Source organism: Pseudoalteromonas lipolytica, assembly GCF_003515105.1.
Classification (GTDB): Bacteria; Pseudomonadota; Gammaproteobacteria; order Enterobacterales; family Alteromonadaceae; genus Pseudoalteromonas; species Pseudoalteromonas lipolytica.
Map to the genome: position 1 here is coordinate 3497077 of NZ_CP032090.1, position 23483 is coordinate 3520559.

The 23483-nt window shown below is 42.5% G+C and carries 23 protein-coding genes and 4 tRNA genes; 13 read left to right on the forward strand and 14 right to left on the reverse strand.

The window, feature by feature from the left end; translation table 11 throughout:
* Positions 1–22 precede the first annotated feature (22 nt).
* Positions 23–778: an FKBP-type peptidyl-prolyl cis-trans isomerase gene (gene fkpA / locus D0907_RS15715; protein ID WP_065979435.1), complete on the reverse strand. Its 756-nt coding sequence runs from the start codon at positions 776–778 to the stop codon at positions 23–25.
* Between the two features lie 201 nt (positions 779–979).
* Here fkpA and D0907_RS15720 point away from each other — a divergent pair, with 201 nt between their 5' ends.
* Both D0907_RS15720 and D0907_RS15725 read left to right on the forward strand, forming a co-directional pair.
* Positions 980–1978 (forward strand): WD40 repeat domain-containing protein, encoded by a 999-nt coding sequence (locus D0907_RS15720; RefSeq protein ID WP_118844734.1) that lies wholly within the window; start codon positions 980–982, stop codon positions 1976–1978.
* Positions 1965–2177 (forward strand): SlyX family protein, encoded by a 213-nt coding sequence (locus D0907_RS15725; protein WP_036973473.1) that lies wholly within the window; start codon positions 1965–1967, stop codon positions 2175–2177. The genes D0907_RS15720 and D0907_RS15725 overlap by 14 nt, the downstream gene beginning before the upstream one ends.
* 20 nt (positions 2178–2197) lie before the next feature.
* Here D0907_RS15725 and D0907_RS15730 read toward each other — a convergent pair whose 3' ends face one another.
* Positions 2198–2401, reverse strand: coding sequence for a YheV family putative zinc ribbon protein (locus tag D0907_RS15730; protein ID WP_036973475.1), 204 nt, complete (start codon positions 2399–2401; stop codon positions 2198–2200).
* Between the two features lie 129 nt (positions 2402–2530).
* On the opposite strand from D0907_RS15730, the gene D0907_RS15735 reads away from it, so the two are divergent.
* The 7 genes from D0907_RS15735 (at position 2531) to D0907_RS15765 (ending at position 8890) form a co-directional block, all read left to right on the forward strand.
* Positions 2531–4450, forward strand: a complete 1920-nt coding sequence (locus D0907_RS15735) for an ATP-binding cassette domain-containing protein (RefSeq protein ID WP_065979436.1) — start codon at positions 2531–2533, stop codon at positions 4448–4450.
* Positions 4437–4853, forward strand: coding sequence for a TIGR02444 family protein (locus D0907_RS15740; protein WP_065979437.1), 417 nt, complete (start codon positions 4437–4439; stop codon positions 4851–4853). Before D0907_RS15735 ends, D0907_RS15740 begins: the two co-directional genes overlap by 14 nt.
* A gap of 244 nt (positions 4854–5097) precedes the next feature.
* Positions 5098–5238, forward strand: a complete 141-nt coding sequence (locus tag D0907_RS15745; RefSeq protein ID WP_074989877.1) for a DUF3149 domain-containing protein — start codon at positions 5098–5100, stop codon at positions 5236–5238.
* Positions 5239–5380: 142 nt separating this feature from the next.
* The gene (locus D0907_RS15750) at positions 5381–6382 is read left to right on the forward strand and encodes a hydrolase (RefSeq protein ID WP_065979438.1); all 1002 of its coding nucleotides are present in this window, start codon (positions 5381–5383) and stop codon (positions 6380–6382) included.
* Entirely contained in the window at positions 6357–6614 is a 258-nt protein-coding gene (locus D0907_RS15755) for a YheU family protein (protein WP_036973480.1), read from the forward strand. Before D0907_RS15750 ends, D0907_RS15755 begins: the two co-directional genes overlap by 26 nt.
* 60 nt (positions 6615–6674) lie before the next feature.
* Entirely contained in the window at positions 6675–7868 is a 1194-nt protein-coding gene (locus D0907_RS15760) for a dipeptidase (RefSeq protein WP_036973481.1), read from the forward strand.
* 131 nt (positions 7869–7999) lie between these two features.
* Complete coding sequence (locus D0907_RS15765) at positions 8000–8890, forward strand: HEAT repeat domain-containing protein (RefSeq protein ID WP_036973483.1); 891 nt, start codon at positions 8000–8002, stop codon at positions 8888–8890.
* A 255-nt stretch (positions 8891–9145) separates the two neighbouring features.
* Here D0907_RS15765 and tuf read toward each other — a convergent pair whose 3' ends face one another.
* From tuf to murB, 8 genes are all read right to left on the reverse strand, one after another.
* Entirely contained in the window at positions 9146–10330 is a 1185-nt protein-coding gene (gene tuf / locus D0907_RS15770) for an elongation factor Tu (RefSeq protein ID WP_036971551.1), read from the reverse strand.
* A gap of 136 nt (positions 10331–10466) precedes the next feature.
* A tRNA-Thr gene (locus tag D0907_RS15775) sits at positions 10467–10542 on the reverse strand.
* 12 nt (positions 10543–10554) lie between these two features.
* Positions 10555–10629 (reverse strand) — tRNA-Gly (locus D0907_RS15780).
* Positions 10630–10673: 44 nt separating this feature from the next.
* Positions 10674–10758: transfer RNA gene (locus D0907_RS15785), tRNA-Tyr, on the reverse strand.
* A gap of 40 nt (positions 10759–10798) precedes the next feature.
* A tRNA-Thr gene (locus D0907_RS15790) sits at positions 10799–10874 on the reverse strand.
* Positions 10875–10991: 117 nt separating this feature from the next.
* On the reverse strand, positions 10992–11690 hold the full coding sequence (locus D0907_RS15795; protein WP_074989484.1) for a type III pantothenate kinase: 699 nt from the start codon (positions 11688–11690) through the stop codon (positions 10992–10994).
* Positions 11687–12679 carry a bifunctional biotin--[acetyl-CoA-carboxylase] ligase/biotin operon repressor BirA gene (gene birA, locus D0907_RS15800; RefSeq protein WP_074989485.1) on the reverse strand — a complete coding sequence of 331 codons (993 nt, stop codon included), beginning with the start codon at positions 12677–12679 and terminating at the stop codon, positions 11687–11689. The genes D0907_RS15795 and birA overlap by 4 nt, the downstream gene beginning before the upstream one ends.
* On the reverse strand, positions 12676–13686 hold the full coding sequence (gene murB / locus D0907_RS15805; RefSeq protein ID WP_118844735.1) for a UDP-N-acetylmuramate dehydrogenase: 1011 nt from the start codon (positions 13684–13686) through the stop codon (positions 12676–12678). The genes birA and murB overlap by 4 nt, the downstream gene beginning before the upstream one ends.
* Before the next feature lie 146 nt (positions 13687–13832).
* Between murB and D0907_RS15810 the strand changes: the two genes are divergently transcribed.
* Positions 13833–15677: a M1 family metallopeptidase gene (locus D0907_RS15810; RefSeq protein WP_036973488.1), complete on the forward strand. Its 1845-nt coding sequence runs from the start codon at positions 13833–13835 to the stop codon at positions 15675–15677.
* A 56-nt stretch (positions 15678–15733) separates the two neighbouring features.
* Here D0907_RS15810 and D0907_RS15815 read toward each other — a convergent pair whose 3' ends face one another.
* A complete protein-coding gene (locus D0907_RS15815; RefSeq protein WP_075594202.1) occupies positions 15734–16357 on the reverse strand; it encodes a DUF2057 domain-containing protein in 624 nt (207 codons plus the stop codon).
* A gap of 103 nt (positions 16358–16460) precedes the next feature.
* On the opposite strand from D0907_RS15815, the gene D0907_RS15820 reads away from it, so the two are divergent.
* From D0907_RS15820 to D0907_RS15830, 3 genes are all read left to right on the forward strand, one after another.
* Complete coding sequence (locus D0907_RS15820) at positions 16461–16832, forward strand: histidine triad nucleotide-binding protein (protein ID WP_065979446.1); 372 nt, start codon at positions 16461–16463, stop codon at positions 16830–16832.
* 230 nt (positions 16833–17062) lie between these two features.
* Positions 17063–17719 carry a helix-turn-helix transcriptional regulator gene (locus D0907_RS15825; RefSeq protein ID WP_036973496.1) on the forward strand — a complete coding sequence of 219 codons (657 nt, stop codon included), beginning with the start codon at positions 17063–17065 and terminating at the stop codon, positions 17717–17719.
* Between the two features lie 109 nt (positions 17720–17828).
* Positions 17829–19985, forward strand: a complete 2157-nt coding sequence (locus D0907_RS15830; protein WP_118844736.1) for an ATP-binding protein — start codon at positions 17829–17831, stop codon at positions 19983–19985.
* A 120-nt stretch (positions 19986–20105) separates the two neighbouring features.
* On the opposite strand, the gene D0907_RS15835 is transcribed toward D0907_RS15830, so the two are convergent.
* Genes D0907_RS15835 through D0907_RS15845 form a run of 3 tightly spaced genes read right to left on the reverse strand, consistent with a single transcriptional unit; the run spans position 20106 to position 23481 of the window.
* Positions 20106–21521, reverse strand: coding sequence for a mannose-1-phosphate guanylyltransferase/mannose-6-phosphate isomerase (locus D0907_RS15835; RefSeq protein WP_178387092.1), 1416 nt, complete (start codon positions 21519–21521; stop codon positions 20106–20108).
* Between the two features lie 56 nt (positions 21522–21577).
* Positions 21578–22351, reverse strand: coding sequence for an amidohydrolase (locus D0907_RS15840; protein ID WP_065979449.1), 774 nt, complete (start codon positions 22349–22351; stop codon positions 21578–21580).
* Positions 22339–23481, reverse strand: a complete 1143-nt coding sequence (locus D0907_RS15845; protein WP_118844737.1) for a methionine aminotransferase — start codon at positions 23479–23481, stop codon at positions 22339–22341. The genes D0907_RS15840 and D0907_RS15845 overlap by 13 nt, the downstream gene beginning before the upstream one ends.
* Positions 23482–23483 lie beyond the last annotated feature (2 nt).

Sequence of the window (23483 nt, forward strand, 5' to 3'; positions counted from 1 at the left end):
CCTTTTCTCATTGAGTAAAAAATTACTCTGCAGCAGCTGCTTTTTCTTCGCTTTGAATTTCAAGTAGTTCTACTTCAAACACAAGCGTTGAGTTAGCAGGGATCTTACCTAGGTCGCGCTCACCGTAAGCAAGATCAGCTGGAATAGTGAACTTGTATTTAGAGCCAACAGGCATTAACTGTAAACCTTCAGTCCAACCTGGGATCACACGGTTAAGTGGGAAAGTCGTTGGCTCATTACGTGAATAAGAGCTATCGAACTCAGTTCCATCTAGTAAAGTACCTTTGTAGTGTACTTTTACCACGTCAGTAGCGACTGGCTTTTCGCCATCACCTTGTGAAATCACTTCGTACTGTAAACCAGACTCAGTTACTGTCACGCCTTCTTTCTTCGCGTTCTCAGCTAGGTATTTTTCGCCTTCAGCTTTGCTCTGTTCAGCTTCTACTTTTGCTTTTTCTTGTTGCTTAGTACGAATGCTTTGATCAAGCGCTGTTAACACTTCACGAATTTTTTCGTCGTCTAATTTTGCGTTACCTGCAAGTGCGTCTTCAAAACCACGCTTTAATAGCGCTTCATCTAATTCAACACCTAACTCTTTTTTGTCAGCTAAGTCTTGATTCAAGAAATTACCAACAGAGGCACCGATACCGTATGCTTGTTGTTGTGCTTCAGTCTCTAGTTTAACTTCAACTTGCTGTTCTTTTTTTGCTTCTTGATTACAAGCTGTAAGCGCTAAAACTGACGCTGCAATCAATGACAATTTAATCGTCTTTCTCATTTTATATCTCCGACACACTTTGCAGTTGTCAATTATTGTATTATTACTAGTTAAAGATTAACGACCTACATGGTAGGCTGCTTGTCTAATAACTAAACTTCATGCAAACGCATGATCAGTGATTAGAATAACAACCTAGGCCTTTAATGAGCCCTAGTCTAACCTCTCAATCACGAAGAGTTAAGGGGAAATACCCGTAATATGTCGATATTTCGTACTTTTTTGTATCTGCTAAGCCTAAGCTTAGTTGTTGCCTGCTCTGAGCAATATGAGCAATCCACTGCACGTTATGAACATGCGGCTAAAGGTGCGTTTGCATCTGCTATTTCGCATGATGGCAAATACAGCGTGATCTCATCTATACACCATGGGGTCGCGCTGTGGGATAATCAACAGCAGGTATTAAAATACCAATGGTTTCAACAACAAGCTCAAGATAGCCTCGTTCACACTGTGGCAATCTCTTACGACAATAGCCATGCTGTCACCGCAGAAAAGTCCACATTTGCTGTGTGGGACATTAACTCAGGTAAAAACACGGGCTACTATAAAATACACGCCTCAACAATTAGAGATATCGCGATTAGCAACCAAGGACGCAGCGTGTTATATGGCCGCGCCGACGGTGTAGTCGTTTACCTCGACTTAGAGACCGGAAGACGCATAGAGTTCCTTGGCCACCAAGAAAAAGTGAATGTTGTTGACCTTTCACCGAATGGTCATTACGCAATCAGTGGTTCTAATGACTATGTTGCCTACTTTTGGGATACCCGTACAGGGCAAGTTATACATCGCTTTAACCACCCGACTCGCGTTACTCAAGTCGCCCTCGATCCACAAGGCCGCTATGCATTTACAGCTGACAGTATGAAGCAAGCAAATGTATGGCAACTGACTACAGGTGATCTTGTTAGCAAACTGGCGTATATTGCGCGTCAGAAAATTTTTACCGCAGTGCGTTTTAACGATGAAGGCACCTTAATCGCAACCGGGTCACCCAATCGACTTGTTGAATTATGGCAGCTAGACTCAGGTAAAAAATTGCAAACGTGGCAAGTGGTTCCTCGTGAAGGAAGTCGCCCGAAATCGGCCGTGGTGTTAGATGTTGCGTTTACTGATAACAACCAAGCGTTATTAACCGAAAGCTCCAGCGGATTCGCTGAAAGTTTTAATGTAAGAGAATCAAATGAACACAATTGAACATCGTCTAATGGAACTTGAAGCAAAAGTCGCTTTTCAAGATGAAACAATTGAAATATTAAATGATGAGCTTAAAGCGCATCAGCAACAGCTTGCAAAAATGAAGCGCCAGACTGAATTGCTTGCAGAAAAAATTAAAGAAGCACAACAACCTTCTTTAATGTCGCAGATGCATGAGCCGCCTCCGCCACATTATTAATATTGAAAAATTTAGCCGGGTTAATCGCCCGGCTTAAACACCCCAATCACTTGTTCAAACTGGCGTGTTGAGGCTTGTACTGCTTTTTCTGGCTGAGTCATTTTATGGCCACACTGCACACATTCTACTTTCTCAACATCATGCTCTTTATAAAGCATCATCGTATCCATCGCATTACACTCTGGGCATGATGCCCCTGCGATAAAGCGTTTTTTTTGTCTCATACATGATCTCCGGTGCCATTTAGGCGGCTATTTTAGCCTAATAATTCTGTGTTTGATACGATTGCGAAGCCTAATACGATCCGTGTTATGATATGCGCAATTAAAACTGTGGTGTGCAAGTAAACTTTCATGATCCAAATTTCAGACATCGAGCTTCTTCGTGGTGGTAATGCCTTATTAAAAGGTGCCTCTGCAACCTTATTCCCTGAGCATAAAGTAGGCCTAGTCGGGGCTAATGGCTGTGGTAAATCCACATTGTTCGCGCTATTAAAGTCTGAATTACAACTCGATGCTGGTGAATGCAGTATTCCTAAAGACTGGTCCATTTCTTCTGTAAAGCAAGAAACACCGGCTCTCGATATTAGTGCGCTTGATTACGTACTCCAAGGCCATCCTGACTATTACACACTCAGAATCGCACTACGCGAAGCCGAGCAAAATAATGATGGCGCGGCACAAGCAAAGGCACATATTGGTCTTGAAAATATCCAAGGTTACAGCATTGAAGCAAAAGCCGGTGAACTGCTACATGGTTTAGGTTTCTCCAATGAGCAAATTGACAACCCTGTGAGTGCCTTTTCGGGGGGGTGGCGTATGCGCTTAAACTTGGCACAAGCCCTTATTCGCGATGCCGATTTATTGCTTTTAGATGAGCCAACCAACCACTTAGACCTTGATGCTGTTTACTGGTTAGAGCGCTTTTTACGCGCCTATACTGGCACACTTGTGCTTATCTCACACGACCGTGAGTTTCTCGATGCGGTGGTTGATCAAATTTGGCATATCGACCAGCAAAAAATTAATATTTATAAAGGCAATTACTCGCAATTTGAACGCCAAAAAGCAGAGCGCTTATTACAGCAACAGGCCATGTTCGAAAAGCAACAAGAACAAATTGCGCATCTTGAACAGTTTATTACTCGCTTTAAAGCCAAAGCAAGTAAAGCAAAACAAGCACAAAGCCGGGTAAAAGCACTGGAGCGTATGGAAAAGCTGGCGCCAGCACATGCTGATTCACCCTTCGATTTTGAGTTTGCTGAACCAACCGCACTACCGAACCCGCTCATGACACTTGACCAAGCCAAAGCGGGCTATGGCGATACCACCATTTTACACAGCATTAAGCTTAACCTCGTACCGGGCAGCCGTATTGCCTTGCTTGGTCGAAATGGCGCGGGTAAATCAACGCTAATAAAATTATTAGCTGGAGATCTCAAACCGCAAGCGGGCGAAGTATTCCAGCATCAAGGATTAAATATTGGCTACTTTGCGCAGCACCAACTCGAATCGCTAGATCTAAGAGCCAGTGCCGTTACGCATTTACAACGTTTAAATCCGCAGGCAACAGAGCAATCACTGCGCGACTTTTTAGGGGGCTTTGCATTTTTTGGCGATAAAGCACTTGAGCCAGTTGCTCCATTTTCGGGTGGCGAAAAAGCACGTTTAGTACTGGCTATGTTGGTGTATCAAAAGCCCAACTTACTGTTACTCGATGAGCCCACCAACCACCTTGATTTAGAAATGCGACATGCTCTTGTAATGGCTCTACAAGGTTTTGAAGGGGCAATGGTCACCGTATCGCACGATCGCCACATGTTGAAAAACACAGCCGATGAATATTACCTTGTTGATAACGGAGAAGTAACCCAGTTTGGCTATGACCTTGACGCGTACTACCAATGGTTACTCAATGCGAACAAAGAAGCTGCAAAAACAACTGAAGACAGCGCACCGAAAGCGCATTCAAGCATCAATCGTAAAGAACAAAAGCGCTTAGAAGCCGAGTTTAGAAAATCAGTGCAACCACTTAAAAAGCAAATTGAAAAGCTCGAAAAGCAACTCGATAAACACTCAGCGGAATTAGCTGAAATCGAAGATGCACTTGGCGATAACGCGCTTTATAACGATGACAACAAAGCAAAACTCAAAGAGTTACTCGCAAAACAAGCGACATTAACGCCAAAAGTAAATGACATCGAAGAAGAGCTACTGATGGCCCTTGAAGAGATGGAAGAAAAAGAACAAGCGTTTGCCGATGAACTTGCTTAACAGTGACGATTTTTGGCAATTTGCATGTCAGCTTTATAGTAAAGATGACATGCAAGCACGCCTGTTAGATTACCAAAACCAGCAAGGTAAAAACGTTAACCTGTGTCTGCTATTGTATTATTTAGATTCTCTTGGGCTTGCTTTAAACAATTCTCAACTTAATCAGCTTGAATTATGCATTATTGAATTTGACGAGCAGGTATTAAAGCCTCTACGTAAGACTCGCGCCTACCTAAAGGCCAATCAAACCGAAATTGCTGATTACGCCACGATTCGTAAAGAATTACTCAGTGCAGAATTAAAACTCGAAAAACAACAGCAACAGCTTCTTATAAACGCACTGAATACGATGACTCTAACGCCATGTTCCAATGCGAATAATATAGGATTATATATTAAGTAAAGTGGTGAGTTCGCAGTCAATCCAACGCCACTCATAGTAAGTAGTAAGCCATACCCTTAAGGCTTTATCTGAAGCAAAACGCCTCTCGATCGACTGACGTCTAATCGCTAATAGCCTATCAAACTTGATCCAAATCAACTTCTAAATCGCCTTGTGTAGCTTCAGGAAAATAGCTTGATCTGGATCATATCACCCACCCCAAAGCCAGCCTATGATTAACCCATAGACATTAGGAGGCACAACCATGAACGTATTCTTTAGAGATTTTTTTAGCGACCCCGTCTTATTTATGTCATTTGGCATTTTGGCAGTTGTTATCGTTTTATGCCTTTTTTACGTCGGATATTTCATCAAGAAAGTTCACGACGCAGAAGTTCCTAAGTAAGAATTAAGCACGACGCACAAAGCCCCCATCCAATTTTATTGTTTAGGGGCTTTTTATTTGCAACAACACAAAATTGCCACCTGTTCTAAAAAAGCAAAAACTTGCTACAATGGGCGCTTGTTTTGTCTTGAAAGTGTCAACTATGTTACCTGAGTTTAAGCCTGCGTGGTGGATGCGCAATCGCCATTTGCAAACCATAATGCCGCGCTTCTTTCGTCCTTTTCATAATACACGCTACGACTTATCAACAATCGACACCCCAGATGGTGACTTTTTAGAACTTGCTTGGGCACAGCCACACAATGAACATGCTCCATTAGCCATTGTGTTACACGGCCTAGAGGGCAACATTAATAGCTTTTATGCCAAAGGCATGATGAAAAAGCTCAAGCAGCAAGGCTTTGCGGTAGTGCTCATGCACTTTCGTAATTGCTCACGCGAAGTTAATCGCCTTGCGCGTGCTTATCATAGTGGCGAGACCGAAGATTTACGCTTTTTTATCAACCACCTAAAAAACACATTTCCCTCACGTCCTCTTTTCGCTGTTGGCTTTTCGCTAGGCGGTAATGTGCTTGCTAAATATTTAGGTGAGCAAGGTAGCCAATCGAACTTACATGGTGCAGCCGTGGTATCGGCTCCTTTTGATTTATCGGCATCATGCGAAGTAATACGTAAAAGTTTAGGTAAAATTTATCAAAAGTATTTGCTTGATCGCATGAAAAAATCAATGCAAAGAAAGCTGCCACAAATAGAACAGCAAATTAGTCTTACCCCAGAAAAGTTAATGGCTATTGATGACTTATGGCAGTTCGATAACTTACTAACGGCTCCCTTGCATGGTTTTGCTGGCGCTGAAGATTACTATCAACAAGCAAGCGCCAAACCGTTTTTAAAAACGATCGCAACACCGACACTTATTGTGCACTCAAAAGATGACCCGATGCTATCAATTAAAGCCGTGCCCGATAGCACAGATGTCAGTGAACATGTTACTCTGCGTATCTCCGAAAAAGGCGGCCATGTTGGTTTTATTAGCGGTAATAATCCGTTTAAACCCGAGTACTGGCTTGAGCGTATAGTGCCTGAGTATTTTCAACAGTTAGTTAAAAAGAGCAGTGATGATCATTCCACACGAAAAACTTGATAAAGAGACACTTTACAATTTAATTGAAAGCTATGTATTACGTGAAGGCACTGACTATGGCGAGCAAGAGGTAAGTATTGAAAGTAAGGTGGCGCAGGTTACTCAGCAACTAAAAAAAGGTGACGCAATGGTGTTCTTTTCTGAACTACATGAATCTGTCACCATTATTTCAAAAGCCGAGTTTATCGCATTACAAGCCGACCCAGAGTATCAAGCGTCGTTTAACGACTAAACTTGTAACTTTTTCTACAACCCTTCACAATGGCTTTTTAACTTTAAAGAGCCATTAAGAATGAAAAAACTAAGCTCATTGGTTGCCGCTGTTTCGTTGGCCTTAATCAGCCAAGCTCATGCAAGTGAGACGACGGCATCAGATAAAGCCATCAAACTAGCAAAAGACACGATTTTAATTGATACACACATTGATGTGCCTTACCGTATTCACGATAAATGGGCCGATGTAACTAAAGCGACTGATGACGGCGATTTTGACTATCCGCGTGCAGTGCAAGGCGGCCTAAACGCCCCTTTTATGTCAATTTACATTCCAGCTAACCTCGAGTTTGAAGGCAAAGGTAAAAGCTACCAACTTGCTAATCAGTTAATCGATAGCATGGAAGCCATTGTACAGCGTGCCCCAGATAAATTTGCAATGGCTGATTCAACAGCAGATATCAAAGCACACTTTAAACAAGGTAAAATGTCGTTGGCAATGGGGATGGAAAATGGTTCACCGATTGAAGGTGACATGAAAAACCTGAAGCATTTTTATGACCGTGGTGTGCGCTACATCACCCTTGCTCACTCGCAAAGCAATCACATTTCAGACTCTTCTTACGATATTCGCCGTAAATGGAAAGGCTTAAGCCCATTTGGTAAAGAGCTGGTCAAAGAGATGAACAACATCGGTATGCTTGTAGACGTATCGCATATTTCAGATGATGCGTTTTACCAGGTCATGGAAATTTCGAAAGTACCAGTGATTGCCTCTCACTCATCGCTGCGTAAATATACGCCAGGCTTTGAGCGTAATATGAATGACGATATGTTATTAGCACTCAAAAAGAATGGCGGTGTTATTCAAATCAACTTTGGTTCAAGCTTCGTAACCGCTCAAGCTGGTTCTTGGTATGATCAGCTAAAAACAGCAAAAGCAGACAAGAAGAAGGAAGGCACGAAGCTCAGCAAAGATTTTGACGCAGCTTATCGTGCTAAGAACCCATTCCCGTTTGCAAGCCTTGAGCAAGTACTTGACCATATCGACCACGTAGTCGCGCTAATAGGCATTGATTACGTCGGTATTGGCTCTGACTACGATGGTGTTGGTGACTCACTGCCTGTAGGCTTAAAGGACGTGTCTAGCTACCCTAACCTTGTACAAGGCCTCATAGATCGAGGCTATAGCGATAAAGATATTAAAAAGATCTTAAGTGGCAACATGCTTCGAGTTTGGCAACAAGCTGAAGAGTACGCGAAAGCGCATTAAACTAATCTCATTATCACCATCTTAAAAGCGCAGCTAATGCGCTTTTTTATTGATTGCAACATCGTTTATTGATTAAAAAAATAGCATGATTTAATCTGATGATTACACTGAAGTAATTAGGATGATGTGACATGGCTTCATGGCAAGGAAATGTTGCGCTTGTATTTGCAACCGCTGCATTAGGCATAACGTTATACAACCAGTTTGGGGCATCTAAGCCACTCAACAAACCGCAACCCGCAAAGTACGATTTTTCATCTGTAAGTGGTAGCGTTCCCCTTGAAGACAGGGAAAACCTCGTCGCATTGCATGGCTATATTCTAGACCTTGAAACTCGAATTAACGCACTAGAACAAAGTAGCCCTAAAATTGAGCCAACTTTAATTGCAGAACAAATCGATAAAGTCATCGAACAACGCGAAAAAGAACGTATTGCAGAAGCAACCAAAAGAAATCCATCGGTTAATTGGTTTAGAAACTTGCCTGATGATTATCGTCAGCGCATTAAGGCCGATCAACACTATGCAAACAAATCAATTAACGACGCATTTTCTGCACTACTAAATATCAATAATAGCGACGACGACCGTTTGGCAGCCTATGGGCAACTTAAAATGACGTTAGGCATGCTCAGACGTGATCTAGATGAAAATCAACACACAGCCGTTGTCGACGCGATGCTCAATATCAGTGAGTATACAAGTGAACCAACCACACGAATTCATGCCATAGAGAATCTATCGCGACTCGATTCTGTTTCACCAAAACTAGCCGACTACTTTCAAAAGCTCTTGCAAAGCGACGATAACGACTATGTTCGTAGCGTGTCAGCCAGTGCCCTTGTGAGCCAATTTTATCGCGCTAATCAACTCGATAAAAAAGAGTTTGCTCTTGAGCTTGCACAGCGTATTCAAAGCTTAGAATCAAGTGGCGATAGTAAAGTAGCTGACATTATGACCGACAGCCTAAAACACCCACGACTAAGAGAAGAATTAAACAAAGTACTTGGAAATAGTGGTTAGTAGCGAGTAGCGAGTAGCGAGTAGCGAGTAGCGAGTAGCGAGTAGCGAGTAGCGAGTAGCGAGAACAAAATAAAGCCACGTTAACCTCAAGCAAACTTTTTGATGTTTAATCACACCAGTAAGTAACCCCCGCTCGGTTGTGATCTGACTTCTAATATCTAATATCTAACTTCTAATATCTATTTTCTCATCCATAAAAAAACCCGAGACTAAGCTCGGGTTTTTCTTGAATGCTTAATGCATCACTATAGTTGATTACTCAACGATAGTTGCAACAACACCAGCACCAACTGTACGGCCACCTTCACGGATAGCGAAGCGTAAACCTTCGTCCATCGCGATTGGAGCGATTAGCTCTACAGTCATCTTGATGTTATCACCAGGCATTACCATTTCAACGCCGTCTGGTAACTGTACGTCACCTGTTACGTCAGTTGTACGGAAGTAGAACTGTGGACGGTAACCTTTGAAGAATGGAGTATGACGGCCACCTTCATCTTTAGAAAGTACGTATACTTCTGAAGTGAATTTAGTGTGTGGCTTGATTGAACCAGGCTTACAAAGTACTTGACCACGCTCAACGTCTTCACGCTTAGTACCACGTAGAAGTGCACCGATGTTCTCACCCGCACGACCTTCGTCTAGAAGCTTACGGAACATCTCAACACCTGTACATGTTGTCTTCGTAGTTTCTTTGATACCTACGATTTCAACTTCGTCATTCACGTTGATGATACCAGCTTCAACACGGCCAGTTACAACTGTACCACGACCTTGGATTGAGAATACGTCTTCGATAGGCATGATGAATGGCTTATCGATGTCACGCTCTGGCTCTGGGATGTATGAATCTAGCGCTTCAGCTAGTTCAATGATTTTCGCTTCCCATTGCTCTTCGCCTTCTAGGGCTTTAAGTGCTGAACCTTGGATTAGAGGTAAGTCGTCACCTGGGAAATCGTACTCAGAAAGAAGTTCACGAACTTCCATCTCTACTAGCTCAAGTAGCTCTTCGTCATCAACCATGTCACATTTGTTCATGAATACGATGATGTAAGGTACGCCAACCTGACGAGAAAGTAGGATGTGCTCACGTGTTTGTGGCATAGGACCGTCAGTTGCAGCAACTACTAGGATTGCGCCGTCCATTTGAGCAGCACCAGTGATCATGTTTTTAACATAATCGGCGTGTCCTGGACAGTCTACGTGTGCGTAGTGACGAGTTGGTGTATCGTACTCAACGTGTGAAGTTGAGATTGTGATACCACGCTCACGCTCTTCTGGAGCGTTATCGATTGATGCGAAGTCTTTAGCTGTACCACCGTATACTTTTGCAAGTACGTTAGTGATTGCTGCAGTTAGGGTAGTTTTACCGTGGTCAACGTGGCCGATTGTACCAACGTTTACGTGCGGTTTTACGCGTTCAAACTTTTCTTTTGCCATGACGGAACCTATCAGTTTTGTGTATCTAGATTACATATGAAAATAATCCACCGAGGGTAGATTAATTTAATTTTTTCAAATTTCAAATAGTTTTTTCTGACAGATAAAGGGAGATAATAAGATAAGTTCTCGATACTGGTGCTGATAGGCAGATTTGAACTGCCGACCTCACCCTTACCAAGGGTGCGCTCTACCAACTGAGCTATATCAGCAACACCAGAGTCTGGAGCGGGCAGCGGGAATCGAACCCGCATCATCAGCTTGGAAGGCTGAGGTAATAGCCATTATACGATGCCCGCATAGGAAACTGTTCTTAAACTACCTCTAACCGTCAAGAATAAAGTGGTGGAGGGAGCTGGATTCGAACCAGCGAAGGCTGAGCCGTCAGATTTACAGTCTGATCCCTTTGGCCGCTCGGGAACCCCTCCACGAAAATTCTTTACTAAGTCACTTCCGGTAAAAGGAAAGTGGTGCCGACTATCCGAGTTGAACGGATGACCTACTGATTACAAGTCAGTTGCTCTACCAACTGAGCTAAGTCGGCACTGCTTTAGTACGGGGCGAGATTCTAAGGTAAGGTTTATTGGGATGCAACAATAAAATTAAAAAAAGTGTGAATTTATGTGTTAAACGCTCACAATTCAGGCAAATCCACGGTTTTTTACTGTTTTATTGTTAATTCACGCCAATAATTCAGTCCTTTAAAAACCAAAACACTATCAAATTGACTGCCAGAAAATAGATCAGCAAGTAATTTTCCATAGCCACCGGCAAATAATAAACAACAATTTTGCTGATCAACATGCTGAACAGCTTGCTCAATTGCCCCCATTGTCGCAACGAGCGCGCCATTTTTTAAACCATTAGGTGTATTACACCCTAAATCGGTGGCAAAAGGGGTGTGCTCATCGTCAAAAACGCGCTGAGTATTTTGCGTTAATGAGCGGGTCATTAAATCGAGCCCAGGCACAATCCAACCACCTAAGTGCTGACCCTCTTTATTCAATACATCAATTGTGGTCGCTGTCCCCGCATCAACAATAACACAATCTTTCTCTGGGTATTCAGTGTATGCAGCGATGACAGTAAGCCAGCGATCGATCCCCAAATTTTGATACTGCTTATAAGCACAGGTTAATGTTGCAAGCTCAGCGGTTACTTTAGCTTCGAAATAAGGAATTGCATGTTGTTGTGCCTGCGCAAATAGTGGCATAAGTCGCTCTGTGCTCCCCACACACGCATAAACCATGTCTGTAACATGCGACCATGGAATGGCATTGAGCTCACATGCTTGATAACGCTCATTATCAAAAAGTACGGCCTTAATTGCCGTATTACCCACATCGACCAATAATCTCATAGTTCAGCCTTACGCAGTGATATTTCACCACCGTAATAACTTTTAACCTCACCATCTTGGCGAATGCGAACGCCGCCTTGGTGATCAATCCCCTCACATATACCGCGCCAACTTCGATGGCCTGTATTGAGCTCCACACATTGACCTGCAAATGCGTTTAACTGATTCCATTGTTTATACATGTCATTTAAACCTGTTTGACGGTATTGCGCCAAACGTTGCTCAAGGTAAAAGCACAGATACGCCACGAGTTTATTTTTCTCAAGGCCTTTTACATGTTGGCTCAAGTCTGTCCATGCTTGATCAATATGCTGGCTGACACTGTCTGGCATATGCACGTTTATACCTATGCCGATAACCAACTGACATGGTCCTTGAGGTTGACCATCAAGCTCAACCAACACACCCGCTAGTTTTTTTCCGTCTAAATAAATGTCGTTTGGCCACTTTAACTCCACATCCAGTTGATAAAGTGCCTTTAAGGTATCGTATACCGCAAGTCCAACAGCAATCGACACACCCATTGCAGCTTGTAAGCCATCGTCTAGACGCCAAAAGTAGCTAAAATATAAGTTTGCACCAAATGGCGATTGCCAAACCCGACCTCGTCTGCCTCGTCCTGCTTGCTGCATTTCTGCAACGAGTACAGTGCCAGAGTCTAATGGGGTGTCACTCTGAATACGGCGCATTAACTCGCTATTGGTCGAATCAATAATTGACTGCACTTCAACGCATGCGGTATTTCCACCAAGCTCAGCATAATAGTCATTAATTTTACTTCTATGCAAAAGCCCCGCGCTATTATTCAGGCGGTAGCCTTTCCCTGTCACTTTAAAAATATCCAATCCCATTTCTTGTAACGAGTGAATATGTTTTCCAACTGCGGCCCTGCTAATTCCTAGCTGCTCACCTAATTGCTGACCCGAAATAAAACCACCTGAATTGAGCGCATTTAAAATTGCGAGTTTATTTCCATCTGGCGCCTTCATATTTGTGACTCCAAGTGAATATGACATTCGTGATCGGCATTCATTAAGCGCACTTCATGTTGCAAAGCAATGTGGTATTTTTGCCACACGTGTTGTTGCACATAATTCACCATGGCAATCAGGTCATCGCCGGTGCTGTTGCCATGATTAACTAACACCAAAGCTTGCTGCTGATGTACTTCAACGCCCGCAATACGGTGACCTTTTAAGCCAGCCTGTTCAATTAACCAACCTGCAGCTACTTTGTGGTGTTGTGCGTCGACAAAATAATGGGGCATATCTGGGTATTTTTTTAATAAGTCAGCGAGTTGCTCATTGCTAATCACAGGGTTTTTAAAAAAGCTACCTGCATTAGCAAGTTCACTTGGGTTAGGTAACTTACTATTTCGAGTCGCAATAATCTGCTCAAACACCTGTTGCGCAGTCGGGTTATGTAGCTGTTGCAGTGGCCCATAATGTAATATTGGCTGCCATTGTTTGGGTAAGGTTAGCCCGACTTTCGTGATCACTGCTTTATTTTTAAGTGCATGTTTGAATATCGAATCACGGTAGCCAAACAGACACTGTTCTTTGCTTAAACGGTTAATACTCGCAGATGCAATATCGAAGTACTCTACATAGCTAATAAACTTTTCAAGCTCGACACCATAAGCACCAATATTTTGCACCGGGGCTGCACCTACCGTACCGGGGATCAGCGCTAAGTTTTCAAGCCCAGGCATATCGTTGGCAATCGTCATACTCACTAATTGATGCCAATTTTCACCTGCAGCAACATGTAAAAGGAAATGATCGTTTAGCTCTTCAATTTCAATCCCTTTAGTGGCCATATAGATTACCGTCCCTTGGTAGTCGGTTAAAAATACCGTATTACTACCCTCGCCTAAAATACAAAACGGTGCAGAGAAATCGGTATTTACGAGCTGCTCTACGTCATCTATTTGATGGAAATGCTGACAATGGCTTGGCAATGAAAAGGTATGAAAAGGTTGCAGGGACTGAGCCACAAAACGCCTCAAAGGTTACCGGTAACTAATCGCATTAGTGTAACCTATCATCGCAAAATACGCATCAGATTGTAAAAATCACTCAACCCACTGTATTAATCATGTTATAAAACGGGTTCTTTTTTCATTTGTGTTCCAAGGTTATTATGAAGTTTAAACCATTATTTTTAAGTCTTGCTATGGCAGGCGCATGCTCTCAAGCAACTGCTGACGCAATTAGCCAGCACACCTATGCAAACTTAGATGACGTAACAACCACTCACCTATTACTAGATTTAGATGTTGATTTTGATGATAAGCAACTAGAAGGGTTTGTTGAGCATACGCTAGATTGGCACAATGCTAGCAGCAAAACTCTGGTACTTGATACTCGCGATTTAGATATCGACAAAGTTATGTATCAAGATAAAAAAGGCGGCTGGCACAAAGCCGACTTCACGCTTGCGGCACGCGATGACGTAAAGGGCTCAAAATTAACAATTAAATTTAAAAGCCAAGCGGTTAAAGCTCGTATTTACTACAATAGCCGCCCAGAAGCCTCGGGATTACAATGGTTAACGCCTGAGCAGACAGCCAGTAAATCACACCCATTCATGTACAGCCAATCACAAGCTATTCATGCGCGTAGTTGGATCCCTGTGCAAGACACACCGGCAATGCGTGTTACGTATTCTGCGCGTATTCATACACCTAAAGATATTCGCGCAGTCATGAGTGCAGACAATAAAGATGCGTTGTACAAAGATGGTGATTACTTATTCGATATGCCACAACCTATTTCGCCATACTTAATCGCGATAGGGGCTGGTAACTTAGAATTTAAAGCCATGTCTAAGCAGACAGGTATTTTTGCTGAGCCAACAATTTTAGATGCGTCGGTTGCTGAGTTCAACGACACACAAGCAATGATCGACAAAACTAACGCCATGTACGGTGAATATGCTTGGGGGCGTTATGACTTATTAATGCTTCCACCTAGCTTCCCATTTGGCGGTATGGAGAACCCACGTTTATCGTTTATCACCCCCACCGTTGTTGCAGGCGATAAGAGCTTAGTTAACCTAATCGCTCACGAACTCGCACACTCATGGTCGGGTAACTTAGTGACGAACGCAACATGGGAAGATTTATGGTTAAACGAAGGCTTTACCTCTTATGTTGAAAACCGCATCATGGAAGAAGTTTTTGGTCGTGACCGCGCAATCATGGAGCAAGCTTTAGATGCAGCAGGTCTACGTGCTTTACTTAAAACACTTCCTGCTCCAGACACGCGCCTAAACTTAAAGCTTAATGGTCGTGATCCTGACGATGCATTCAGCTCAGTGCCTTATACTAAAGGGCAGCTGTTTCTTATTTACCTAGAGAATAAATTTGGTCGCGATAAATTTGACCCATTTGTAAAAGGTTATTTCGACGAGTTTGCATTTAAGTCACTCACGACAGCCCAATTTGTTACTTACATAAAAGCAAACCTTATCGACAAGTATCCAGGCGTAGTAAGCATGGATAAAGTAAACGAGTGGATTTTTGAGCCAGGGTTACCAACTGATGCTCCTAACCCAACATCTGATGCATTTGATAAAGTCGATACAGTGACAAAAACATGGTTAAACAATGAGATCGATGCAGCAGAATTGCCGACTGCTGAATGGACAGTGCATGAGTGGTTACATTTCCTCAATAACCTCCCTCGCGATTTAAGCATTGAGAAAATGACTGAGCTTGATAAACAATTCAACTTAACTCAATCAACCAATGCTGAGCGTGCATTTGCATGGTTTATGCTGGCTGTAGGCAATGGCTATCAGCCTATTTACCCTGCTTTGGACAAGCACTTGTCTGGTATTGGCCGCCGTAAATTAATAGTGCCACTTTATAAAGCACTGATTAAAAACGGCAAAAGAGACTGGGCGCACGATGTGTACTTAAAAGCACGTCCGGGTTATCACCCGCTAGCACAAGGTACCGTTGACGACTTATTTTCAAAATAAGACGCTTCTAAATGTAAAAAGGCGCTGAATATCAGCGCCTTTTTTAACTCTCAATACTATTGACTTACTTTTTGTAAAAACGCTCGGCGCTCTTCTGGGCTAGCTTGTTGCCACCAAAATTCCAACATGGCTGCTGCATTTGGCATTTTTTTCAATCCAGCCTGACCACCAGACACGTTTGCAGGCAGGGTGACTGGTGCCGCGGTCGCCGGTTTGTTCTTTGCAGCAACAACGGGAGCCGCCGCAACCGCCTGCACAGGAGCCGAAGCCGCTCGGTAATTCACAATTGATAAAGGCATAGCCAGTTCACTGCCTTTGGCTTTTAGGCTCACTTGCGGTGACTCAGCAAACACTTCAGCAGCAACGGCATTACTCGCACGATTAAACACTAAATCATAGTTTTTGCCTTGTTCAACCGTCACTTCAACCCAAAATGGTTCGGATTCAACGACTTGATGATCATCGTAGCCTTGTTCGTAAAGATCTGTGTACTTCAGTTTTAACTGATATGTTCCAGGAGCAAGCTCAACATCGTCAACACGACTAAAAAATGATTGTTCAATAAGACGGTCACCTACTTGCAAAGGGACAAATTCCTCAGGAAGGTGGATTGTCTCAGCTAAACTACTGATACTATTGAATAGCATTAACGCACTGCTTAGTAATACTAACTTACGCATGATCACTCCTTGGTTGTTCATTTGCGACAGTTTCAGTTTGACACTGCAAATAAAGTTTGTCATTAGTGAGCGGGTAATTAAGCCAATTTTAAAAGAGGTAAATATGAGCCAAGAGACTATTTTTACAAAAATTATTAATCGTGAGATCCCTGCGGATATCATCTATGAAGATGAGCAGTCACTTGCCTTTAAAGACATTAACCCACAAGCCCCCTTTCATGTTTTGATCATTCCTAAAACACCCATTGCGACCATAAATGATATCAGTGAAGAACATGCTCCTTTGGTAGGTCATCTTTATGTCGTAGCCGCAAAACTTGCAAAGCAGTTTGGTTTTAGTGACGACGGCTTTCGTGTGGTTATGAACTGTAATGATCATGGCGGTCAAACCGTGTACCATATACATCTACATATGTTAGCTGGTAAAGAAATGGGTTGGCCTCCTTATCAGGACAAGAAAAAACAAAATATCTAGCACTTTGCTATGTAAAAAATTGTAAAAAGTCGAACTAATATACTATTATTGATTATTATGAATATATATCAGTTAGTTAACATATTTAGTTACGTTAACTAACTGTATTTTTTGAAACAAAATAGACACAAACTGTACTTTTCCTGCATAAGACTCAGAAATTTCTAATACGAAAGGGGTGGATTGCGTGGTAGGATGAATCAGTCAACTTTATTCAAGAGTGTATAAATATGAGTAGTTCAGCTTTTTTATTATTAGATCCAGAACCAATTAACACGATTGGTGTTAACGTATTGGAGCCGTTGTTAAAAACACAAGGTCTAACTGTTACATCTGGGACTGATATATCTGAAGTGCCAGAAGGTACACGCTTATTATTCATCGAAACATCGAGCACAGATGCCTGGGGTAAATTAAAAGAACAACTAGTTAACCTACGCATTAAGTGCGATATTGTACTATTCAATCTTGACGAAAACCCAGAGATTGCTAACCGTGCACTATTAAGTGGTATTCGTGGTGTTTTTTACACGACTGATAACGCTGATGTATTGATGAAAGGCATTCGTTTATTGCTTGAAGATCAATTGTGGTACCGCCGCGAAATAATGTGCAATGCTTTAAACCGCATGCTGCAATTTAATAAAGATGCCCTGCACAAACTAACTGACGGTAATATCGAGCCTGTTAAGCTAACTAAACGCGAAAAAGCCATCATCTCATTGATGAGCAAAGGTTCGAAAAATAAAGAGATTGCTGAAGATTTAAGTATCAGCCCACACACTGTTAAAACGCACCTTTATAGTGCATTCAGAAAAACGAAATGCCGAAATCGCATCGAGCTTTTATCGTGGGCACAACAAAATATCCCAGACGAAATACGCTAAACTCTCTTCTTTAAAAAAACAGACGCACAATGCGTCTGTTTTTGTTTCTAGTTGCTAAACACCCAAATAGACTTTATGCTCGAAGATGTTCGTAATCCTCGGAAAAGCCATGCTCGATTCAGTCACCTTATACTACACAAGTGCAGCCATGATGGCGGTAATGACACTCCTTAACTATTTGACATGGCGAGCAAATAAAAGCATTCCGGGCACCTTGCTCTATATTTTCTATCCTTTAGTGATGTTCACTTCGGTGCTGAGTTTTGCACTTCTCGGTCATATCAATGATATTGCAAGTATCACCATTGCAAACGCCTTATTATTCAGTGCTTCTATTATTCATGTACTCGCTATTTGTCAGTTCTTAAATGCCAAGTGTATAGGGTTTAGAGCATTTATAGGGATAACCGGGGTATTAGCACTGAGCATGATCTATTTAGCGACAGACAATGCTGAGCTTAGAAACCGGATTTTAGTATCTGATTTACAACACATTATTGAGGCCTTGTTTCTACTTGCCTTATTCATTCGCAATGGCCGCAAAAGTTACCCGAATGGCAGCATTGTTTATATCTTAATATTAACCATTATTCTTGCCATATTTACAGGCAGAACACTGATGATGGGCGATGTCAGCACAGCTAATTTACTTTCCGAAAATTGGTTTAGTATCACCCTATTCATTAATGGGGTGATTGCACCGATGTTTTATGCCACAGGCATGGCAATTTTGTGTAATGAACGCCGCGAGCAACACCTCAACCAGCTTACTGAAAAAGCACATAAAGATCTTGAAATTCGCGGCTTATTCTTATCAACCATTAGTCATGAAATTCGCACTCCCCTCAATGGCATACTGGGAAGCGCTCAACTGATCATGAATCAGTCGAGCGACCCGCGAGATAAACCATACTGTGAAGCCATTATTAATTCAGCAGAGTCACTGAACTTACTGGTCGACAAAGTGCTCGACTATGCAAGCCTAGATCAGCGCGATGAAGCCCTCTACGAAGAAGATGTCGAATTTAAAACATGGTTAAACAACTTATGCTTATTACTCAGTCCGCTTGCAGAACAAAAGCACCTGAAATTTGAGCTGATTTACGATTTACCCGAACAGGCTTGTTACTATTGTGACCAGCAAAAGCTTAGACAAGTAATTATTAACCTTGTTGGCAATGCAATTAAATTTACTGATAAAGGCTCTGTAAAAATCCACGTCAAACTGCTCAATGAAGGGCAGCTAGACCATGTCGTTCGGATCAGTGTGATTGATTCAGGCCCAGGTATCGAAGATGAAGAAATCATCTACCTAACCGAACCTTATGTTCAAAGCAGTGCAGGAAAAGAAAAAGGTGGCACAGGCCTTGGCCTTGCTATTACAAGTCGCCTTCTCGAAAAGCTCGGCAGTAAGCTCAACATAAGTAGTGAGCTTAACAAAGGCAGTGTTTTTAGTTTTGATATCACACTCACAATTGGTGAACTTAGTCTTGTTGAGCAACGTCATCAATCGAAAGATTATGTGACCGGTTTAGATGTTTTGTTAGTGGAAGATCTCGACTTAAATCAAAAAATTGCCATTGAATTTATGGCCGATGACGAGCATAAAATAAAACTCGCAAAAGACGGTAACAGCGCAATTGAGCTGATGCAAAAACATCATTTTGATGTGGTACTACTGGATATGAATTTACCCGACCTGACAGGTCAAGAAGTATTAAAAAAACTAAAAAATATCGACCATTTAAATCAACGCACGCCAGTCCTCGCTTTCACTGCGAGTCTGAGTCCCGATGAAATAAAAGAATACTTAGCGTTGGGGATTAAAGATATTGTCGGTAAGCCAATTAAACAACAAAAACTGCGCCAAGCATTGAGCGACTCGCAAACAAATCAAGCTGCCAGCATTGCCGTCGAGCTGCGTGACACCTTATATGACGAAACAGCAGCTGCTGCACTCATTAGCTCATTTAATGAAGATGAAGTGTCTTCTATTTATAATGAGTTTGTTCTCTCGGCGCGGAATAAACTGATACGAAGCCAACAACTTGTTGAAGATGATAAAGATCAATGTATTAAACTACTGCATCGCCAAGCAAGTACCGCCTTACAGCTCGGCTTCAATCGTTACGGCTTAGAGCTGAAAAAGATCGAGCGTAAGTTACTCGATAATAAGCCCTTAAAAGAATCACTCACCGATGCCCTAGTACTTTGGCAAGACAGCCTACAAGCGTACTTAAACCATGTGAGAAGTGAGCTAGGTTAGTGAGTTTAGATTAACAAAGTAAATCTGCCCTTACGGATGGTAATACTCTTTTTGTTTCATTACGCCGAGAATTAAATCATCCGCTCATTCGACTAACGACTGACCTCTGAGGCTTAACAATTACTCCCTCCCATATTCATCTTCAAACCGTTCGATATCACTTTCATCAAGTATCGCCCCGGTTTGTACTTCAATGACAATGAGGGGTTCATCATGACAATTGGCAAGGCTATGAATTTGCTGGGCGGCAATATAACAAGACTGATCGGCACCGAGTTCAAACTTATCATCTCCCACATGTACACTGGCAATGCCCGAAACCACAACCCAATGCTCGGCACGGTGATGATGACGCTGAGTTGAGAGTTTCGCACCACAATTAACGATAATTTTCTTAACCTTAAACCCAACACTCTCAACCAAAGTGCGGTAATTGCCCCAAGGTCTGAATACGGCTTGATGGTGCGTCAATTTATCGTTGTCTCGTTGCGCGAGTTGTTTAAGTAATTCAGGCAACTTATCAAGGGCTTTTTTATCTGCGACGAGGGTGGCATCGTGGGTATGTATAATCGCCTTATTGCGAATTCCCAAAGCTGCAATCGTGTGATCAGCTTCACTAATCAGCAAATTATTTTCACTATCAATACTCACTCCCTGCGAGCCCAAATAATTACCAAATTGATCTTTGTTAGCAATTTTTGAAAGGGCTGAGAAGCTGCCCACATCACTCCACGTTAAATCAACCGGAAGCATAGCGACATTTTCACTTCGCTCAAGAATAGCGTAATCAATTGAGTCACTTGGGCATGTTTTCAGTATGTCTGCGTTGGGTCTCAAAAAACCGAGATCTTCAGTAAAATAGGCTGCTTGTGCGATACTACTGGCTATTTTTGGCGCAAACCGTTTTAACTCAGATAAGTACACATCAGCGAAAAATAAAAACATACCGCTATTCCAGCTAAACTCACCACTGGCAATGTATTGCTCAGCAAGTTTAAGCACTGGCTTTTCCTTAAATTCAGCGACTTTGTAACAGCCATCACGGTGCAGTGGTGGGCCTTGGCGAATATAACCATACCCTGTATGCGGCTCCGTTGGGGTAATTGCAAACGTAACGAGTTGCTGAGCCTCTGCCAAGGCTACGGCATCATCTAATCGCGCAAGTAGCTTTTCAAAGTCACAGATATAATGATCTGCAGGCATTACCAATAACGGGCCTAGTAAACCATTTTTCTGCGCATATTCAGCCGCTAACGCAATAGCTGGCGCGGTATTTTTGCCCTCAGGTTCAAGTAAAAGAGTCACATTTTTAGATACGTCTAATGCCTGTGATTTGGCAATAAATCGATGCGCTTCATTACACACTAATATCGGTGCATTAAATTGCGAACCAGTTACCCGCTTTAAGGTGCTTTGCAGTAGCGATTCATCACTTAGCAAAGGTAAAAATTGCTTAGGCATGGCCTTGCGTGATAACGGCCATAGGCGTGAACCTATGCCACCAGCAAGAATAACAGGGGTAATTTTGCGACTCATGATTGCTTGTAGTTAATAAACCAACCATGAGTTTAACAAATTTTTAGCGATGCGGCTTAGATCAACTGAAATTGATCCGCGTCTAAATGCGCAGGAAAAGCACGCCGAAAATCCTCTAATGCGGATATATCAAGGCGCTGAATTATGATACCCGATTGGTTATCATCGAGCGCTGCTAATGTATCCCCTTTAAAATCGTATACTGCAGTGCCGCCATTATGATCAACCTCATTGCCATCTGGCCCAATACGGTTGACACCGACCACATAACAGACATTTTCCATTGCGCGCGCTTTTAATAAGGTATCCCAAACATGGCGACGTGCCGCAGGCCAGTTTGCAACATTCACCATGAGGTCATAGTCATTGCAGTTACGTTGAAAAACAGGGAAGCGTAGGTCGTAACACACCTGCGGTAAAATGCGAAAGCCTTTGATATTGAAAATTTCACGCTGCTTACCCGCCTCAACATAGCGGCCTTCGTTCCCTAAACAAAATAAGTGACGCTTGTCGTAAAACTTTACCTCACCATTTGGCCACACCCAGTAGAAACGATTTGCTTTCTTATCACCGTGAGACACTAATACCGACCCAGCGATGACTGCATTTTTTTGTTTTGCAGTGGCTTTTAACCAGTTAACAACGTCACCTTGCTCAGGCTCACTACAGTCAAGATTGATGGCAAACCCTGTCGCAAATGTTTCGGGTAACACGATTAAATCAGCCGGCTCAGTTAAATCGTCAAGCAGCTCAGAAAAATGCGCAAGATTTGCCTGTTTATCTAGCCAATAAAGTGAGGATTGTACAAGGGCAAGCGTTAAAGCTGACATAAAATCTCCGCGGCACGCAACAGCGTGTCATCATTTTTTGCAAAACATACTCGTATGACCTTATCATTACTTGGGCTGTTGTAAAATACACTAAGCGGTACTGCTGCAACGCCAGCTTGCTCTACCAACCAATGACAAAACTCCACATCATTTAGGTCTGACACATCACTGTAATCAAGCAATAAAAAATATGTGCCTTCACTGGGCAAAAGGGTAAAACGGCTATCTTGTAACGCGTTACTGAGCAAATCACGCTTATGTTGATAAAAATCCGCTAGCCCATCAACATGTTCAGGCTCCAGTTCTAACATATCTGCTAAAGCATGTTGTGCTGGGGTAAAACTTGAAAATGTCACGTATTGATGAATCTTACGAAACTCTATCATCAGCTCAGCGGGGGCAACACAGTAGCCCATTTTCCAGCCTGTGCTGTGGAACGTTTTCCCAAAGCTTGAAATAACAAAGCTGCGTTCAAATAATTCTGTATCCGTGAGTGCACTAACATGTGCAGCACCATCAAAGGTGATGTGTTCATACACTTCATCGCTTATCACGTATAAGTCGTGTGCTTTAACTAAGGCTTTCAGTGCTGCAATGTCGTCAGCTTTAAGTATTTTGCCACTCGGGTTGTGTGGCGTATTAATAATAATAGCGCGCGTTTTTTCGCTCATGACCTCTGCAACCGCGTGCCAATCAATCCGATAATCAGGCGCATGTAAGGCAACATGCACACTGCGTCCCCCTGCTAATTCAATCGCGGGCTGGTACGAATCATAGGCAGGGTCGAACACCACCACTTCATCACCGTCTCTTACCAGCGCTTGAATTGCCACAAATAATGCTTCGGTTGCACCCGATGTCACCGTGACTTGCTGCTCATAATCTATATTGTTATGGTATTTTCTCGCAATCAGTGCTGCTATTTGCTGCTGTAAACGCACAATACCACTTGACGGAGCATATTGATTAACCCCTTCAAGTACATAATGATTTAACTGTTTTTTTAGTAAATCAGGGGCGTCAAATTCAGGAAAGCCCTGAGATAAATTAAGTGCTTGATGCTGATTCGCTAAAGCAGTCATTTGACTAAAAATACTGGTGCCTAAATTCGGCAATTTACTTTCAAACACAG

Bases quoted from the DNA above. Each gene is read 5' to 3' on its own strand.
- D0907_RS15795 (WP_074989484.1), bottom strand. From the start codon at position 11,690: ATGAGATTATTGGTCGATGTGGGTAATACGGCAATTAAGGCCGTACTT.
- D0907_RS15730 (WP_036973475.1), bottom strand. From the start codon at position 2,401: ATGAGACAAAAAAAACGCTTTATCGCAGGGGCATCATGCCCAGAGTGT.
- tuf (WP_036971551.1), bottom strand. From the start codon at position 10,330: ATGGCAAAAGAAAAGTTTGAACGCGTAAAACCGCACGTAAACGTTGGT.
- D0907_RS15740 (WP_065979437.1), top strand. From the start codon at position 4,437: ATGAACTTGCTTAACAGTGACGATTTTTGGCAATTTGCATGTCAGCTT.
- fkpA (WP_065979435.1), bottom strand. From the start codon at position 778: ATGAGAAAGACGATTAAATTGTCATTGATTGCAGCGTCAGTTTTAGCG.
- D0907_RS15725 (WP_036973473.1), top strand. From the start codon at position 1,965: ATGAACACAATTGAACATCGTCTAATGGAACTTGAAGCAAAAGTCGCT.
- D0907_RS15810 (WP_036973488.1), top strand. From the start codon at position 13,833: ATGAAGTTTAAACCATTATTTTTAAGTCTTGCTATGGCAGGCGCATGC.
- D0907_RS15840 (WP_065979449.1), bottom strand. From the start codon at position 22,351: ATGTCAGCTTTAACGCTTGCCCTTGTACAATCCTCACTTTATTGGCTA.
- birA (WP_074989485.1), bottom strand. From the start codon at position 12,679: ATGAAGGCGCCAGATGGAAATAAACTCGCAATTTTAAATGCGCTCAAT.
- D0907_RS15755 (WP_036973480.1), top strand. From the start codon at position 6,357: ATGATCATTCCACACGAAAAACTTGATAAAGAGACACTTTACAATTTA.
- D0907_RS15830 (WP_118844736.1), top strand. From the start codon at position 17,829: ATGCTCGATTCAGTCACCTTATACTACACAAGTGCAGCCATGATGGCG.
- D0907_RS15720 (WP_118844734.1), top strand. From the start codon at position 980: ATGTCGATATTTCGTACTTTTTTGTATCTGCTAAGCCTAAGCTTAGTT.
- D0907_RS15835 (WP_178387092.1), bottom strand. From the start codon at position 21,521: ATGAGTCGCAAAATTACCCCTGTTATTCTTGCTGGTGGCATAGGTTCA.
- D0907_RS15765 (WP_036973483.1), top strand. From the start codon at position 8,000: ATGGCTTCATGGCAAGGAAATGTTGCGCTTGTATTTGCAACCGCTGCA.
- D0907_RS15815 (WP_075594202.1), bottom strand. From the start codon at position 16,357: ATGCGTAAGTTAGTATTACTAAGCAGTGCGTTAATGCTATTCAATAGT.
- D0907_RS15760 (WP_036973481.1), top strand. From the start codon at position 6,675: ATGAAAAAACTAAGCTCATTGGTTGCCGCTGTTTCGTTGGCCTTAATC.
- D0907_RS15745 (WP_074989877.1), top strand. From the start codon at position 5,098: ATGAACGTATTCTTTAGAGATTTTTTTAGCGACCCCGTCTTATTTATG.
- D0907_RS15735 (WP_065979436.1), top strand. From the start codon at position 2,531: ATGATCCAAATTTCAGACATCGAGCTTCTTCGTGGTGGTAATGCCTTA.
- D0907_RS15750 (WP_065979438.1), top strand. From the start codon at position 5,381: ATGTTACCTGAGTTTAAGCCTGCGTGGTGGATGCGCAATCGCCATTTG.
- D0907_RS15825 (WP_036973496.1), top strand. From the start codon at position 17,063: ATGAGTAGTTCAGCTTTTTTATTATTAGATCCAGAACCAATTAACACG.
- D0907_RS15820 (WP_065979446.1), top strand. From the start codon at position 16,461: ATGAGCCAAGAGACTATTTTTACAAAAATTATTAATCGTGAGATCCCT.